Origin of the sequence: Leclercia sp. UBA7405 (genome assembly GCF_037152215.1) — a bacterium.
Classification (GTDB): domain Bacteria; phylum Pseudomonadota; class Gammaproteobacteria; order Enterobacterales; family Enterobacteriaceae; genus Enterobacter; species Enterobacter pneumoniae.
The window spans coordinates 284264-300168 of sequence record NZ_JBBCMR010000003.1; the positions used below are offsets into that span (position 1 = coordinate 284264).

Genomic DNA, 15905 nt, shown 5'->3' on the forward strand with positions numbered 1-15905 from the left:
CGCTTCCCGTTGTAAAAAAACTTAAGGATTATCCTGAATATTTCTCAAAGTGCAGTTGATTCTCCTAAGCTTAGATTCTCTCTACGCAAACAAGGAGCGCAGTTATGGCTAAGAATCAAACCGAACTTCAGGACCCAACCACCCAGTACTACACCGGCGAGTATCCGCAGCAGAAGCAGCCTGCGCCGGGCGTTCAGTCGAAAATGGATCCGGTACCCGATTGCGGTGAGCAGAGCTATAAAGGCAGCGGCCGACTTCAGAATCGTAAGGCACTGGTGACAGGGGGCGACTCCGGCATCGGGCGTGCTGCCGCCATTGCTTACGCGCGTGAAGGGGCGGATGTGGCGATTAACTATCTGCCTGCCGAAGAAGAGGATGCGCAGCAAGTTAAGCAGCTGATTGAAGAGGCTGGCCGCAAAGCGGTGCTGTTACCCGGCGATTTGAGCGATGAGAGCTTTGCCCGCTCGCTGGTGCATAAAGCGCATGAGGCGCTGGGCGGACTGGACGTGCTGGCGCTGGTCGCGGGGAAACAGACGGCGGTCGAGGACATTGCCGACCTGACTACCCAACAGTTTAAAGAGACCTACGCGGTGAACGTGCTGGCCCTCTTTTACATCACGCAGGAGGCGCTGCCGCTGTTGCCAGCCGGTGCGAGCATCATTACTACCTCCTCTATCCAGGCTTATCAGCCAAGTCCACACCTGTTGGATTACGCCTCTACCAAGGCGGCGATCCTTAACTACAGCCGCGGGCTGGCGAAGCAGGTGGCGGAGAAAGGGATTCGCGTGAACGTGGTGGCACCGGGTCCAATCTGGACAGCGCTGCAGATTTGTGGCGGCCAGCCGCAGGAGAAAATCCCGCAGTTTGGTCAGCAAACGCCGATGAAACGCGCCGGTCAGCCGGCAGAGCTGGCGCCGGTATATGTTTATCTGGCAAGTCAGGAATCTAGCTATGTTACCGCAGAAGTGCATGGGGTATGCGGCGGGGAACATCTGGCATAACCCCTCTGCGGGCTGATGCCCTCACCCCAGCCCTCTCCCACAGGGAGAGGGAGCTGATATGCAAAAAGGCAACTGAGGTTGCCTTTTTGTTTTGGCTTCTATGCGGGCTGATGCCCTCACCCCAGCCCTCTCCCACAGGGAGAGGGAGCTGATACGTAAAAAGGCAACTGAGGTTGCCTTTTTGTTTTGGGTTCTGTGCAGGCTGATGCCCTCACCCCGGCCCTCTCCCACAGGGAGAGGGAGCTGATACGCAAAAAGGCAACTGAGGATGCCTTTTTGTTTTGGCTTTTGTGCAGGCTGATGCCCTCACCCCAGCCCTCTCCCACGGGGAGAGGGAGCTGATAAGTAAAAAGGCAACTGACGTTGCCTTTTTGTTTTGGGTTCTGTGCGGGCTGATGCCCTCACCCCGGCCCTCTCCCACGGGGAGAGGAGGCTGATATGCAAAAAGGCAACTGACGTTGCCTTTTTACTTTTATTTCGCTGCCGTTTTCTCTTCGCCGACCAGACCAATCTTCAGATAACCCGCCTGGTGCAGCGTGTCCATTACCTTCATCATGGTTTCATAGTCGACGGTTTTATCGGCGCGGAAGAAGACCGTCGTGTCTTTCTTGCCCTGCGTTAGCGCGTCGAGCGCCGGGATCACAGACGCATCGGTCACCGGGTCATTGCCCAGGAACATCGATTTATCTGCCTTAACGGACAGGTAGATCGGTTTTTCCGGACGCGGCTGCGGCTGGCTGGAGGAGGCCGGCAGATTCACCTTCACGTCTACCGTCGCCAGCGGCGCAGCAACCATGAAGATAATCAGCAGAACCAGCATAACGTCGATGAACGGCGTTACGTTGATTTCATGCATTTCACCGTTATCGTCCAGATTTTCATTAAGACGCATTGCCATACAATCAACCTACACGCAGTTTCGACGAGGAATGCACCGGCTTAACATTGCTGGCGTTGAGGTCCAGGTCACGGCTTTGCAGCAGCAGAACCTGTGCGGCGACATCGCCCAGCGTGGCTTTGTAGCTGCCAATCATGCGGGCAAAGACGTTATAGATAACCACGGCCGGGATTGCCGCAACCAGACCAATAGCCGTAGCCAGCAGCGCTTCTGCGATACCCGGTGCTACCACCGCCAGGTTAGTGGTCTGGGTTTGAGCGATACCGATAAAGCTGTTCATGATGCCCCAGACGGTACCGAACAGACCTACGAAAGGCGAAATCGCCCCGATGGTCGCCAGATAGCCGTTACCGCGACCCATATGACGGCCCACGGCAGCAACGCGACGTTCCAGGCGGAAACCTGTACGCTCTTTAATACCTTCGTTATCTTCACTGCCTGCAGAGAGTTCCAGCTCGTTCTGAGCTTCATTAACCAGAAGGCTGGTCAGGCTTTTCGCGTGGAAGGCGGAGGTCATGTCGCTGGCCTGATCCAGAGAGCGGGCTTCAGCCAGCTGCTGCTGTTCGCGCTTAAGGCGACGCTTCTGGCTGATGAGCTCCACGCTCTTGCTGAAGAAGATGGCCCAGGTGACAACGGACGCCAGAATCAGGCCGATCATCACAATCTTAACCACGATGTCAGCATGATGGTACATGCCCCAGACGGAGAGGTCCGTCTGCATCAAATTATTACCCACTCTGTATCTCCAGGACGCAAATCACAAATTCTGAGCATAATAATATCAAAATATCTCCGAATTGATAGTAGTTCTCATTAGTATTTGCATACTGCATGAATTTGCCCGTTTTTTCCTTGCGCTTACGCAGGGAAAACTTTCATCGCCCTATTTTAAAAAATTATCTGTTTATTCTTCCAGCAAGAAGGCACACACTTTTACTTTCATGATAGTCTGGACGTCCAGACGTATAAAACAGGTTGCGCGAACATGACAGAGAAGCATCTTGATACCGCCCTCGTTCAGGCGGGACGCAGTAAAAAATATACCCTCGGCTCCGTTAACAGCGTCATTCAGCGCGCCTCCTCTTTAGTTTTCGATACCGTCGAGGCCAAAAAACAGGCCACCCGTAACCGTGCCAACGGTGAGTTGTTTTATGGACGCCGCGGCACCCTGACCCACTTCTCATTGCAGGAAGCCATGTGCGAACTGGAAGGCGGCGCAGGTTGTGCCCTCTTCCCCTGCGGCGCGGCGGCCGTGGCCAACACGATACTGGCGTTTGTCGAACAGGGTGATCACATCCTGATGACCAATACCGCCTACGAGCCGAGTCAGGACTTCTGTACCAAAATTCTGAGCAAGCTGGGAGTGACTACCGACTGGTTTGATCCCTCCATCGGGGCGGGGATTGCGGAACGTATTCAACCGAATACGTGTATCGTATTCCTGGAATCGCCGGGATCCATCACCATGGAAGTACATGATGTTCCCGCCATCGTGAAGGCGGTGCGCAGTAAAGCGCCTGATGCCATTATCATGATTGATAACACCTGGGCGGCGGGAGTGCTGTTTAAGGCCCTGGACTTCGGTATCGATATCTCTATCCAGGCCGCCACGAAATACCTGATTGGACATTCCGACGGCATGATTGGCACGGCAGTCGCCAATGAACGCTGCTGGGCACAGTTGCGCGAAAATGCCTATCTGATGGGGCAGATGGTCGATGCCGATACCGCCTATATGACCAGCCGCGGCCTGCGTACGCTTGCGGTGCGCCTGCGTCAGCACCATGAAAGTAGCCTGCTGGTGGCCCAGTGGCTGGCGCGACATCCGCAGGTTGAGCGGGTCAACCATCCGGCGCTGCCGGGCAGCGTGGGCCATGAGTTTTGGCAACGTGACTTTACGGGCAGTAGCGGCCTCTTCTCCTTTATATTGAAAAAACGGCTGACTGACGACGAACTGGCTACCTACCTGGATAACTTTACGCTGTTCAGCATGGCCTACTCCTGGGGCGGCTTTGAATCATTGATCCTGCCAAACCAGCCAGAGCAGATCCAGGCACTGCGGCCCGGCGGCGATGTCGACTTTACCGGCACCCTGATCCGTCTGCACATTGGGCTGGAAAGCGTGGACGATTTAATTGCCGATTTAGCAGCAGGATTCGAGCGCATCGTGTAGAGTGCGGGCTGTAAACGACTCCTGGACCTCTTTTTGCACACCACCAGCAGAAATGTCTGTATTTGTTGCGCCCGGGATCAACCCCCGCGCGCGAAAATGGGAGTACAATAGACCGATACATGCTGTTCCACAGGAAAGTCCATGGCTGTCATCCAGGAAATTATTGCCGCGCTCTGGCAACACGATTTTGCAGCGCTGGCAGACCCGCATATCGTCGGGATTGTCTATTTTGTTATGTTCGCAACGCTGTTTCTCGAAAATGGATTGCTGCCAGCCTCGTTTTTACCCGGTGACAGCCTGCTGCTTCTGGCAGGCGCGCTAATTGGCAAAGGCGTTATGGACTTCGCCCCCACGATGGTGATTTTGACCTCCGCCGCCAGCCTCGGCTGTTGGCTGAGCTATCTGCAAGGTCGCTGGCTGGGCAATACACGGATTGTGAAGAGTTGGCTGGCGCAGTTGCCACATAAATATCACCAGCGCGCCACCTGCATGTTTGATCGACATGGCCTGCTGGCCTTGCTGGCCGGGCGTTTTCTGGCCTTTGTCCGCACCCTGTTGCCGACGATGGCGGGGATCTCAGGCCTGTCGAATCGCCGTTTCCAGTTCTTTAACTGGTTAAGTGCCCTGCTGTGGGTTGGGGTCGTTACCACCTTTGGTTATGCCCTGAGCATGATTCCGTTCGTGAAACGACACGAAGACCAGGTGATGACCTTCCTGATGATTCTGCCTCTGTTTCTTCTGGTAGCAGGCTTAATCGGCACCCTGGTCGTGGTGATCCGCAAAAAATACTGCCGCGCCTGATGTCGCCCTCTCCAACAGGAGAGGGTGTTACATCCCCTGCATCATACGAATTCTGGCCGCATCTTCCCCCGGCGTGACACCAAAATAGCGCTTAAACTCACGGCTGAATTGCGACGCACTCTCATACCCTACGCGCATCGCCGCCGCGCTGGCTTTCATGCCATCGTGGATCATCATCATCCGCGCCTTATGCAGACGATAGGTTTTTAAATATTGCAGCGGCGAGGTGCTGGTCACCGATTTAAAGTTATGGTGAAACGCCGAAACGCTCATGTTTGCCTCGGCGGCCAGTTGGTCAACGCTCAGGTTTTCGGTGTATTGACTCTCAATTCGTTTTAGCACCCGGCTGATCAGACTAAAGTGCGTCTGACGGCTGACCAGCGCCAGTAACGCGCCGCCGCCCGGCCCCAGCAGCACGTGATACAGAATTTCACGAATGATCTGCTTGCCCAGGATGCGGGCATCCAGCGGGCGCTCCATCACATCCAGCAGACGTTCAATGGCACAGAGGATCTCATCGGTGAGGGTCGCGGAATTAATGCCGCTCGCCGCCATCATCGGACGGAAAAGCGCATCTTCGCCGATATCCATCAACAGCTCCTGCAGCTGCAAAATATCCACGTTCAGGCGGATCCCCGCCAGCGGTATCGCCTCTGTCGCGAAGGTTTCACATTCGAAGGGTAAAGGTACGGTGAGCAGCAGGTACTCGTTGGTGTCGTAACGAAAAACGCGTTCGTTGATATAGCCAATTTTATGCCCGGAAAAGAGAAAAACGATGCCTGGCTGATACATCACCGGCGTACGCGTACCGGGTTGCGTCCCGTAAAGCAGACGAACATCGGGCAACAGATGGTTAAGATTATTTTCATTAACTTTCAGTCTGTTAATCTGCACCGTTAATAGCTGACAGGTCTCCTGACGGTTCATTTTCGCGGGCTCCAGAGGGCAATTTTGATGCTGGCATTGTGCGCATATTTTCGCATTTTCTCCAGTGCGATGTAGAAATGGGCAAGACATCGGCAGGAATGTGCATTGAGAGACGCGCCCCCCCTCTTCACAATGGACACCATCAGGCAGCACTCTGCGCCGCCACGTTTTCCACCCACTTAAGGGAACGAGCAATGAACAATTTTAATCTCCATACCCCAACCCGCATCCTGTTTGGTAAAGGTGCCATCGCTGATCTGCGTGACCAGATCCCGGCCGACGCCCGCGTTCTGATTACCTACGGCGGCGGCAGCGTGAAAAAAACCGGCGTTCTGGATCAGGTTTACAGCGCGCTGCAAGGGCTGGATGTGCGTGAATTTGGCGGTATTGAACCGAACCCGTCCTACGAAACCCTGATGAATGCGGTCAAGATCGCCCGCGATGAACAAATTACCTTCCTGCTGGCGGTAGGCGGGGGCTCCGTACTGGATGGCACCAAATTTATCGCCGCCGCGGCCCACTATGCTGACGGCATCGACCCGTGGGAGATCCTGCAAACCGGCGGAAGCAACATTACCAGCGCCATCCCGATGGGCTCCGTGCTGACGCTGCCGGCAACCGGCTCTGAATCTAACAAAGGGGCGGTTATCTCCCGTAAAAGTACCGGTGACAAGCAGGCCTTTATGAACGAACACGTTCAGCCGGTCTTCGCGGTGCTGGATCCGGTTTATACCTATACGCTGCCGCCGCGCCAGGTCGCCAACGGCGTTGTGGACGCCTTTGTTCACACCGTAGAGCAGTACGTGACGTATCCGGTAAATGGCAAAATTCAGGATCGTTTCGCGGAAGGCATTCTGCTGACACTGATTGAAGAAGGTCCGAAAGCGCTGGCAGAACCCGAAAACTACGATGTGCGTGCCAACGTCATGTGGGCCGCGACCCAGGCGCTGAACGGCCTGATTGGCGCGGGTGTCCCCCAGGACTGGGCAACCCATATGCTGGGGCATGAACTGACCGCAATGCACGGGCTGGATCACGCCCAGACTCTGGCAGTCGTGCTGCCTGCCCTGTGGAATGAGAAGCGCGAGACCAAACGTGCCAAACTGCTGCAATACGCAGAACGCGTCTGGAACATCACCCGCGGCACCGAAGATGAGCGCATTGATGCAGCCATCCTCGCCACCCGTAACTTCTTCGAGCAGATGGGCGCTCCGACCCGCCTGTCCGATTATGGCCTCGACGGCAGCTCTATCCCTGCCCTGCTGGCAAAACTTGAAGAGCACGGCATGACGCAGCTGGGCGAGCAGAAAGATATTACCCTGGAGGTGAGCCGTCGTATCTACGAGGCCGCACGCTAAGCGTTTTTACGTGCCTGCCTTTCGTTTTTCGGCATTTCGACCAGACTTAATGCACACCACGCCGCCGGGGGCACGCTCCCGGTAGCTGAGCAAATGGAGGAGGAAAGATGGCAAACCCAACCTTAATCAAGCTTCAGGACGGGAACGTAATGCCCCAGCTGGGGCTCGGCGTATGGAAAGCCGGTAACGATGAAGTCGTGTCCGCCATTCATAAAGCACTGGAAGTGGGCTACCGATCAATTGATACCGCTGCTGCCTACAAAAACGAAGAGGGTGTCGGCACCGCGCTCGCCAGCGCTGGCTTGCCGCGCGAAGAGCTTTTTATCACCACCAAGCTCTGGAACGATGACCAGAAACGCCCGCGCGAAGCGTTAGAGGAGAGCCTGGAGAAGCTGCAACTCGATTTCGTCGACCTCTATCTGATGCACTGGCCGGTCCCGGCGATTGACCACTACGTAGAGGCCTGGAAAGGGCTTATCGAACTGCAAAAATCGGGTCTGGCAAAGAGCATTGGTGTCTGTAATTTCCAGGTCCATCACCTGCAACGTCTGATTGATGAAACGGGCGTCGCCCCGGTGATTAACCAGATTGAGCTCCACCCGCTAATGCAGCAGCGTCAGCTTCATGCCTGGAATGCGACTCACAAAATCCAGACCGAATCCTGGAGCCCACTGGCGCAGGGCGGCGAAGGGGTGTTTGATCAGAAGATCATTCGCGATCTGGCCGAGAAGTATGGCAAAACCCCGGCGCAGATTGTCATTCGCTGGCACCTCGACTGCGGTCTGGTGGTGATCCCGAAATCGGTCACCCCTTCGCGTATTGTCGAGAACTTCAATGTCTGGGACTTCCGCCTCGATAAAGATGAGCTGGGCGAGATAGCGAAGCTGGAACAGGGCAAGCGACTAGGCCCGGATCCCGATCAGTTTGGTGGTTAAATTCCGAAAAGCCCCCGGTTATACCGGGGGTTGTTATTTTCGGCCTGACTGAAGATCTGGAGTGCATTTAATATCGGGACGTTTTCCCTACACTGAAAAAGGATTTTTCAATGAAAAAACGTCTCGCGATCTCTCTCGCTCTGCTGCCTTTTTTTACCTGGGCGCAGCCTGCTCAATCCCCACAGGATTTTATTACCCTGCTGTATAACGACGATGGGGTGAATCTGGAGCAGCTCTACTCTCCGGCCATGAGAAATATCCTGCATGAAAACATCCGTGTCACGCCACACGATAAGGTGCCCTACCTGAACTTCAATCCGCTGTGCGGCTGTCAGGACGGGGAAGTGAAGCTGCAGAAGGTTTCCGGCGTTAGCCCGGACAAGCGCGGGAGACATGAGACTGTCCTGCAGGTGTTTTATACGCTATCCGACGAGAGGGAACGGACGCTGATCCTGAAGCTTGTCCCGGACGGGATGTCATGGAAGATCGATGATTTCGTCTACCCGGAGATGGGCAGCCTGAAGATGAAACTGCAGGAAGTGTCGGCCAGCCTGGTGAAACAGGCCAGCCGAAAATCGTCCTGAGGGTCGATTAAGATGAGGCTTTACGCTTCGCCGGCTTCTTAACCCCTGCGCTGCCATGAGAACGCTGATGCGCAATCGGCGTGTGTTTGGTCAGCGCCGGACGCGTATGGCGATTCTGACGACGTGCTTCGCGCATCTCGTCGAGCGTTGGCGCGGGTACCAGGCAGTCGCGGCGAGAACCGATCAAGTGCTTTTTACCCATCTCCTCCAGCGCCTGACGGATCAGCGGCCAGTTAGCCGGATCGTGATAACGCAACAGCGCTTTATGCAGACGGCGCTGTTTGTCCCCTCTCGGCACCACCACCTCTTCACTTTTATAACCAATCTTACTCAGCGGGTTCTTGCCGGTGTAATACATGGTGGTCGAATTCGCGAGCGGCGACGGGTAGAAGTTCTGCACCTGATCCAGACGGAAGCGACGCTGTTTCAGCCACAGGGCCAGATTCACCATGTCTTCATCTCGCGTGCCGGGGTGCGCGGAAATGAAGTACGGGATCAGATACTGCTCTTTGCCCGCCTGCTTTGAGTAGGTGTCAAACAGCTCTTTGAAGCGATCGTAGCTGCCCATCCCCGGCTTCATCATCTTCGACAGCGGGCCTTCTTCCGTGTGCTCCGGGGCAATCTTCAGATAACCACCGACGTGGTGCGTCGCCAGCTCTTTGATATAACGCGGATCTTCCACGGCAATGTCGTAACGCACGCCGGAGGCGATCAGGATCTTCTTGATGCCTTTCAGATCGCGGGCACGGCGATAGAGGTTGATCGTCGGCTCGTGGTTGGTGTCCATATGCTCACAAATGCTCGGATAGACACAGGATAAACGACGACAGGTCTGCTCCGCGCGCGGCGATTTACAACGCAGCATGTACATGTTGGCGGTTGGGCCGCCGAGATCGGAGATCACGCCGGTAAAGCCCGGCACGGTGTCGCGAATGGCTTCGATTTCGTTAACGATCGACTCTTCAGAACGGCTCTGAATAATGCGCCCTTCGTGCTCGGTAATGGAGCAGAAGGAGCAGCCGCCAAAACAGCCACGCATAATATTGACCGAAAAACGGATCATCTCATAGGCCGGTATGCGGGCGTTACCGTATGAGGGGTGCGGCACACGCTTGTACGGTAGCGCAAAGACGCTGTCCATCTCTTCGGTAGAGAGCGGGATTGCCGGCGGGTTAACCCAGATATAACGTTCCCCGTGCTTTTGCATCAGTGCACGCGCGCACCCCGGGTTGGTTTCGTGGTGCAGAATACGGGAGGCATGGGCGTACAGCACTTTGTCGCTTTTGACCTTCTCGAAGGACGGGAGCAGAACGTAGGTCTTTTCCCAGGGCTTCGGACGCGGCGGCTGAACCACAACGGCTTTCGCTTCGGCTTTTTTGGGTTCAACAGGTTTGTTATCTGCACAGGGCAGATCGTCGCCGTACGGGTGTGGGATCGGATCGATTTTGCCCGGCATATCGATGATACGGGAATCGACTCCGCTCCAGCCTGGCAGCGCCTCTTTGACCATGATCGCCGTGTTACGTACATCGCGGATGTTCCCTACCGGTTCGCCCTGGGCGAGACGGTGAGCGACTTCCACCAGCGGACGCTCACCGTTACCGAAGATCAGCATGTCGGCTTTTGAATCCACCAGCACCGAGCGGCGCACGGTATCAGACCAGTAATCGTAATGCGCGGTACGGCGCAGGCTCGCTTCAATTCCGCCGAGGATGACCGGCACCTCTTTCCACGCTTCTTTGCATCGTTGGGTATAGACGAGCGTGGCGCGATCGGGACGTTTACCTGCCACGTTGTCGGCAGTATAGGCGTCGTCATGACGCAGTTTACGATCGGCGGTGTAGCGGTTAATCATGGAGTCCATGTTGCCCGCGGTCACGCCGAAAAAGAGGTTGGGTTTGCCCAGACGCATAAAGTCGTCTTTGCTGTTCCAGTCCGGCTGGGAGATGATCCCCACGCGGAAGCCCTGCGCTTCCAGCATACGGCCGCAGATGGCCATTCCGAAGCTCGGGTGATCGACGTAGGCGTCACCGGTCACCAGTATAATGTCGCAACTGTCCCAGCCCAGTTGATCCATCTCTTCACGAGACATTGGCAGAAAGGGTGCCGGTCCAAAACAGGCTGCCCAGTATTGCGGCCAGGAGAAGAGGTCTCGATCCGGCTGGATCAAGGAGATTGCGCTCATAGTGCTTCCGAAGAAAAAATAGACAAAAGGGCCGGGATTATACGCTGGAACAGTGGGGGAATTGAAGGGGGAATATGCGGGCTTTTTCCCCTCACCCTAGCCCTCTCCCCAGGGGAGAGGGGACGGTCATATGCGGTTTTGGCCCGGGTGCCAGGTCTTTTTCCCCTCACCCTAACCCTCTCCCCAGGGGAGAGGGGACGGTCATGTGCGGTTTTGGCCCGGGTGCCATGGGTTTTGCCCCTCACCCTAGCCCTCTCCCCAGGGAAGAGGGAACGGTCATGTGCGGTTTTGGCCCTTTTTCTCCCTCTCCCTCCGGGAGAGGGCCGGGGTGAGGGTAAAACTTACGGCGCCGGGTTCACCAGCATCTGTCCCACCGAACCGCGATCCGCCATCTCCAGCGTCTGGCTGTGGAACAGGAACGGGAAGTGCGGCCAGGAAGGTTGACCATAATAGACCAGCAGCTCAACCTGCCCGTCGATCCAGACCGTATCTTTCCAGCCCCTGTCTTCCGGGAAAGGCATCGCGCCATTCACATTGCGGATCAGGAAGCTTACCCCTTCGATATGGAACGACTGCGGCATGTCCGCGCGCACCGTCCAGCGCTCCCAGGTGCCCTGCTGAGCGGTGATATCGATGCGGTTAATGTCCCACAGCGTCCCGTTAATACCCGGGTCGTCGCCCAGGCTGATATCCCGGCTGCGCACCGGCGACCCGGAGAGGATCTCTTCCGACAGCAGACGCATCGGCAGGCTGTCGGTCACCAGCGGTAACAGGCCAGTCGGGCGCAGGGTTAAAACCAGCGTCGACACCAGAATACTGGAGGGCTCAAAGAAGCCGCGAATACGATCGACAATACCCGCAGCTTCACCGCAGGTAATCGACACTTCGTCGCCGTTGGTCATATCCACGAGAATTTCGCGGCGTTCACCCGGCGCCAGGGCCAGCTGTTTAACGGATACCGGTGCCGGTAAAAAGCCCTGATCGCTCGCGATAACGTGTAAGGCCCGACCGTCGCTCATTTGCAGTTGATAGCGTCGGGAGTTTGAGGCGTTCAGCAAGCGTAGACGCACCCAGCCGCGGGATACCTCAACGTATGGGCTCTGGGCACCGTTAACCAGCAGGGTGTCACCCACAAAGCCTCCGCTGCCCGGCTCGCTGTATTCAGGCGTGCCGAAATTATCCAGCCGTTTATCCTGGATAATAATCGGGAAATCATCCACGCCGTAGTGGTTCGGAATAGGCAGCGATTTGCTGACCTCGTCCTCAATCAACCACATTCCCGCCAGGCCGTTGTAAACCTGCTGGGCAGTGCGGTTAGGGGTATTCGCATGATACCAGAGCGTCGCCGCACGCTGGCGCACTGGCAGCACCGGCGCCCAGTCGGCGCTCGGGGACATCATGCGCGGCGCGCCACCCAGCAGCGGGCCTGGCACCTGCAAACCGCTGATGGTCATGGCGACGTTTTCGGCCAGACGGTTGCTGTAGATCAGCTTCACGTCATCGCCGCTCCAGACACGCACCGTCGGCCCGAGATAGCGGCCATTAATACCCCAGACGGGCGCACGTGTGCCCTGGCTAAAGGACCAGTGGCTCCGTTGCAGCGTCAGAAAAAGGGGCTGACCACGACGGGATTCGAGTAACGGCGGGATGGGCAGCGGCTGTTGCTGCCCGGCGGCGTTTGCCCTCAGTGGAACCGCACCTGCACACAAGGCGATTCCGGATGCCTGAATAAACTGACGGCGACTGAGTGACATATTGGCTCCATGTAATACAAACGAACAAGGCGGGAAGTCGTTTCCCTTTCATCCGGCTTAAACCTTGCCGGCAGCTTCTCTTTCAGCAACTTCTTTATTGAGTGCCTCATACTTATTCAGCATGAGCTCACGGCAGTGGGTTGCCAGTTCACGCACCTGATCTTTGCCATACTTGCTGACGTCGACAGGCGGCAGCATTTCGACAATCACCAGCCCATTATTCAGGCGGTTAAGATTAATCTTATTCGAAGTATTGGAAACGCACACAGGAATAATTGGTACACCTGCCGCAATAGCGGCGTGAAATGCGCCCGTTTTAAACGGCAGCAGGCCGCGACCACGGCTGCGAGTACCTTCCGGGAACATCCAGATTGAAATCTTGCGCTTTTTGAAGTGATTGACCACTTCAGCAATGGTGCTGTGCGCTTTGGCGCGGTTATTACGGTCGATCAGCAGATTGCCGGTCAGCCAGTAAAGCTGGCCGAAGAACGGGATCCACAGCAGGCTTTTTTTCCCGACGGTCACCGTCGGCGGCTGCACAATCTTGGCGGCGGTGACCATATCGTAATTGTTCTGATGGTTGGCGATATAGATAGCGTTGCCATACTGCTCTGCCCCCTCGGGTTTGCGCAGCTCCACTTTCAGGCCGAACAGCGGCGATAAACGGCCAAACATATGGCCAAACGTCGCGACATGTTTTGGATTACGCGGGCTGAACAAGCACCAGATAGAGCCAAAAATACAGACCAGAATGCAGTAGATGACGGTAAGAATGATTCGAATAATTAATAGCATAGCGACCTCAAAAGCCCTGACAGCGGATAATGGTATGTCAATTTCAGTCAGGACCTGGATTACGAACGGATCCGCAAACCCGTATTGTTAATCGCAACGCACGAATTAACAACGGCTTTACAGGAAATTTTAGCGAGATCCCCCTCCAGAACGGAGGGGGAAAATGGCGTTATTCTTCGCTATCGCCTGCGCGCGACGCCTTAGGCGCGTCAACCTCAATGCGGTCGATACGCTGCAGGCCGCGCATCAGCGAACCGCGACGTCCACGCTCGCCCATCACCTTCTGCAGCTCTTCCGGACGCAGCTTGATTTTACGCTTGCCGACGTGAATGGTCAGCGTGCTCTGCGGCGGCAAAATCATCAGATGCGCCAGGCCATCTTCGCCTTTGGCAGCTTCAGCGGAAGGGATGTTGATGATCTTGTTGCCCTTGCCTTTCGACAGCTCTGGCAGGTCGCTGACCGGGAACATCAGCATACGGCCGGCCTGGCTGATCGCCAGCAGCATGTCGCTTTCGTTCTCAACGATCAGCGGCGGCATCACATGGGCGTTGTCCGGCAGGCTGATCAGCGCTTTACCGGCACGGTTGCGTGAGATCAGGTCATTAAAGGTACAGATAAAGCCGTAGCCCGCGTCAGAAGCCATCAGCAGTTTCTGCTCTTCGGCCTCCATCAGCATATGCTCAACGGTTGCCCCCGGCGGCAGCGTCAGCTTACCGGTGAGAGGCTCACCCTGTCCGCGTGCCGATGGCAGCGTAATCGGGTCAATGGCATAGCTGCGACCGGTGGTGTCGATAAAGGCGACCGGCTGGTTGCTCTTCCCTTTCACCGCCGCTTTGTAGCTATCGCCCGCTTTATAGCTCAGGCCCGGCGCGTCGATATCGTGACCTTTGGCGCTACGCACCCAGCCGCTCTGGGAAAGCACAATGGTCACCGGCTCGGACGGCAGCATGTCGTGCTCGTTCATCGCCTTCGCCTCTTCGCGCTCATGGAGCGGAGAGCGACGATCGTCGCCAAAGGCATCGGCATCGGCCTGCAACTCTTTCTTCAGCAGGGTGTTCATCTTGCGCTCGGAGGCCAGGATCGCCTGCAGCTGATCGCGCTCTTTTTCCAGTTCGTTCTGCTCACCGCGGATCTTCATCTCTTCCAGTTTGGCGAGATGGCGCAGTTTCAGTTCCAGGATCGCTTCGGCCTGGGTTTCACTGATGCCAAAGCGCGACATCAGCGCTGGCTTCGGCTCATCCTCGGTACGGATGATCTCAATGACTTCATCGATATTGAGGAACGCCACCAGCAAACCTTCGAGGATATGCAGGCGTCGAAGGACTTTTTCCAGACGGTGATTCAGACGGCGACGCACCGTATCGCGGCGGAACGCCAGCCATTCGGTGAGGATCTCCAGCAGGTTTTTCACCGCCGGGCGCCCGTCCAGGCCGATCATGTTCAGGTTAATGCGGTAGCTTTTTTCCAGATCGGTGGTGGCGAAGAGGTGGTTCATCACCTGTTCCATGTCCACGCGGTTAGAGCGCGGCACAATCACCAGACGAGTTGGGTTCTCGTGGTCCGACTCATCGCGCAGGTCGTCAACCATCGGCAGCTTTTTATTGCGCATCTGGGCGGCGATCTGCTCCAGCACTTTCGCGCCAGAGACCTGATGCGGCAGCGCGGTGATCACCACGGCGCCGTCCTCTTTGCTCCATACCGCACGCATACGGACAGAGCCACGGCCGCTCTGGTAGATTTTGCGGATCTCCGCGCGGGAGGTAATGATCTCGGCTTCGGTCGGGTAGTCTGGCCCTTGCACGATATCCAGCAGATCGTCCAGCGAGGTTTTAGGCTGTTCAATCAGGGTAATGGCGGCTTTCGCCACCTCGCGCAGGTTGTGCGGCGGAATGTCCGTCGCCATGCCCACGGCGATACCGGTGGTGCCGTTCAGCAGGATATTTGGCAGACGCGCAGGCAGCATTTTGGGCTCCTGCATCGTACCGTCGAAGTTAGGTACCCAGTCAACGGTACCCTGGCCGAGCTCGCCCAGCAGCACTTCCGCATATTTCGACAGGCGCGATTCGGTATAACGCATCGCCGCAAAGGATTTCGGGTCGTCCGGCGCACCCCAGTTCCCCTGGCCATCGACCAGCGGATAGCGGTAAGAGAACGGCTGGGCCATCAGTACCATCGCCTCATAGCAGGCGCTGTCGCCGTGCGGATGGTATTTACCCAGCACGTCACCAACGGTACGGGCGGATTTTTTGAACTTGGCGCTGGCGCTCAGCCCCAGCTCGGACATCGCATAGACGATGCGACGCTGAACCGGCTTCAGGCCATCGCCAATAAAGGGTAACGCCCTGTCCATGATGACGTACATGGAGTAGTTCAGGTAGGCGTTTTCGGTAAATTCATGTAGCGCGAGGCGCTCTGCCATATCGCTCATTAATTGTGATTCCTCAACTCAGAAACCTGTTGGCTTCAGGCAATATTGCCGCAGATACTACCCTAT

Annotated in this window: 13 protein-coding genes; 6 read left to right on the plus strand and 7 right to left on the minus strand. The window is 56.3% G+C overall.

What is annotated here, in order from left to right:
• The first annotated feature begins 104 nt into the window (after window positions 1–104).
• Entirely contained in the window at window positions 105–1001 is an 897-nt protein-coding gene (locus tag WFN75_RS16625; RefSeq protein ID WP_040074018.1) for an SDR family oxidoreductase, read from the plus strand.
• 472 nt (window positions 1002–1473) lie between these two features.
• On the opposite strand, the gene exbD is transcribed toward WFN75_RS16625, so the two are convergent.
• Window positions 1474–1899 carry a TonB system transport protein ExbD gene (gene exbD, locus WFN75_RS16630; protein WP_040074017.1) on the minus strand — a complete coding sequence of 142 codons (426 nt, stop codon included), beginning with the start codon at window positions 1897–1899 and terminating at the stop codon, window positions 1474–1476.
• 4 nt (window positions 1900–1903) lie between these two features.
• Window positions 1904–2635 (minus strand): tol-pal system-associated acyl-CoA thioesterase, encoded by a 732-nt coding sequence (gene exbB / locus WFN75_RS16635; protein ID WP_040074016.1) that lies wholly within the window; start codon window positions 2633–2635, stop codon window positions 1904–1906.
• A gap of 249 nt (window positions 2636–2884) precedes the next feature.
• Here exbB and metC point away from each other — a divergent pair, with 249 nt between their 5' ends.
• Both metC and yghB read left to right on the plus strand, forming a co-directional pair.
• On the plus strand, window positions 2885–4072 hold the full coding sequence (gene metC / locus WFN75_RS16640; RefSeq protein ID WP_336996527.1) for a cystathionine beta-lyase: 1188 nt from the start codon (window positions 2885–2887) through the stop codon (window positions 4070–4072).
• Window positions 4073–4213: 141 nt separating this feature from the next.
• Window positions 4214–4873 carry a DedA family general envelope maintenance protein YghB gene (gene yghB, locus WFN75_RS16645; protein ID WP_286808803.1) on the plus strand — a complete coding sequence of 220 codons (660 nt, stop codon included), beginning with the start codon at window positions 4214–4216 and terminating at the stop codon, window positions 4871–4873.
• A 27-nt stretch (window positions 4874–4900) separates the two neighbouring features.
• Here the strand turns inward: yghB and WFN75_RS16650 are convergent, their stop codons facing one another.
• Window positions 4901–5800: an AraC family transcriptional regulator gene (locus WFN75_RS16650; protein WP_336996528.1), complete on the minus strand. Its 900-nt coding sequence runs from the start codon at window positions 5798–5800 to the stop codon at window positions 4901–4903.
• A gap of 194 nt (window positions 5801–5994) precedes the next feature.
• Between WFN75_RS16650 and yqhD the strand changes: the two genes are divergently transcribed.
• The 3 genes from yqhD (at window position 5995) to WFN75_RS16665 (ending at window position 8677) form a co-directional block, all read left to right on the plus strand.
• The gene (yqhD, locus tag WFN75_RS16655) at window positions 5995–7158 is read left to right on the plus strand and encodes an alcohol dehydrogenase (RefSeq protein WP_212476601.1); all 1164 of its coding nucleotides are present in this window, start codon (window positions 5995–5997) and stop codon (window positions 7156–7158) included.
• Between the two features lie 107 nt (window positions 7159–7265).
• The gene (gene dkgA, locus WFN75_RS16660; protein ID WP_040074011.1) at window positions 7266–8093 is read left to right on the plus strand and encodes a 2,5-didehydrogluconate reductase DkgA; all 828 of its coding nucleotides are present in this window, start codon (window positions 7266–7268) and stop codon (window positions 8091–8093) included.
• A 110-nt stretch (window positions 8094–8203) separates the two neighbouring features.
• Window positions 8204–8677, plus strand: coding sequence for a DUF3828 domain-containing protein (locus WFN75_RS16665; RefSeq protein WP_207292408.1), 474 nt, complete (start codon window positions 8204–8206; stop codon window positions 8675–8677).
• A 7-nt stretch (window positions 8678–8684) separates the two neighbouring features.
• Here the strand turns inward: WFN75_RS16665 and WFN75_RS16670 are convergent, their stop codons facing one another.
• The 4 genes from WFN75_RS16670 to parC form a co-directional block, all read right to left on the minus strand.
• The gene (locus tag WFN75_RS16670) at window positions 8685–10862 is read right to left on the minus strand and encodes a YgiQ family radical SAM protein (protein ID WP_040074009.1); all 2178 of its coding nucleotides are present in this window, start codon (window positions 10860–10862) and stop codon (window positions 8685–8687) included.
• Between the two features lie 341 nt (window positions 10863–11203).
• A complete protein-coding gene (gene ftsP / locus WFN75_RS16675) occupies window positions 11204–12616 on the minus strand; it encodes a cell division protein FtsP (protein ID WP_046885858.1) in 1413 nt (470 codons plus the stop codon).
• Between the two features lie 57 nt (window positions 12617–12673).
• Window positions 12674–13411 carry a 1-acylglycerol-3-phosphate O-acyltransferase gene (gene plsC, locus WFN75_RS16680; RefSeq protein WP_040074007.1) on the minus strand — a complete coding sequence of 246 codons (738 nt, stop codon included), beginning with the start codon at window positions 13409–13411 and terminating at the stop codon, window positions 12674–12676.
• A 169-nt stretch (window positions 13412–13580) separates the two neighbouring features.
• Window positions 13581–15839: a DNA topoisomerase IV subunit A gene (gene parC, locus WFN75_RS16685; protein ID WP_336996529.1), complete on the minus strand. Its 2259-nt coding sequence runs from the start codon at window positions 15837–15839 to the stop codon at window positions 13581–13583.
• Between the last annotated feature and the right edge of the window lie 66 nt (window positions 15840–15905).

Coding starts and splice junctions, on each gene's coding strand:
- WFN75_RS16625 (WP_040074018.1), top strand. CDS start 105: ATGGCTAAGAATCAAACCGAACTTCAGGACCCAACCACCCAGTACTAC.
- exbD (WP_040074017.1), bottom strand. CDS start 1,899: ATGGCAATGCGTCTTAATGAAAATCTGGACGATAACGGTGAAATGCAT.
- metC (WP_336996527.1), top strand. CDS start 2,885: ATGACAGAGAAGCATCTTGATACCGCCCTCGTTCAGGCGGGACGCAGT.
- yghB (WP_286808803.1), top strand. CDS start 4,214: ATGGCTGTCATCCAGGAAATTATTGCCGCGCTCTGGCAACACGATTTT.
- WFN75_RS16650 (WP_336996528.1), bottom strand. CDS start 5,800: ATGAACCGTCAGGAGACCTGTCAGCTATTAACGGTGCAGATTAACAGA.
- yqhD (WP_212476601.1), top strand. CDS start 5,995: ATGAACAATTTTAATCTCCATACCCCAACCCGCATCCTGTTTGGTAAA.
- dkgA (WP_040074011.1), top strand. CDS start 7,266: ATGGCAAACCCAACCTTAATCAAGCTTCAGGACGGGAACGTAATGCCC.
- WFN75_RS16665 (WP_207292408.1), top strand. CDS start 8,204: ATGAAAAAACGTCTCGCGATCTCTCTCGCTCTGCTGCCTTTTTTTACC.
- WFN75_RS16670 (WP_040074009.1), bottom strand. CDS start 10,862: ATGAGCGCAATCTCCTTGATCCAGCCGGATCGAGACCTCTTCTCCTGG.
- ftsP (WP_046885858.1), bottom strand. CDS start 12,616: ATGTCACTCAGTCGCCGTCAGTTTATTCAGGCATCCGGAATCGCCTTG.
- plsC (WP_040074007.1), bottom strand. CDS start 13,411: ATGCTATTAATTATTCGAATCATTCTTACCGTCATCTACTGCATTCTG.
- parC (WP_336996529.1), bottom strand. CDS start 15,839: ATGAGCGATATGGCAGAGCGCCTCGCGCTACATGAATTTACCGAAAAC.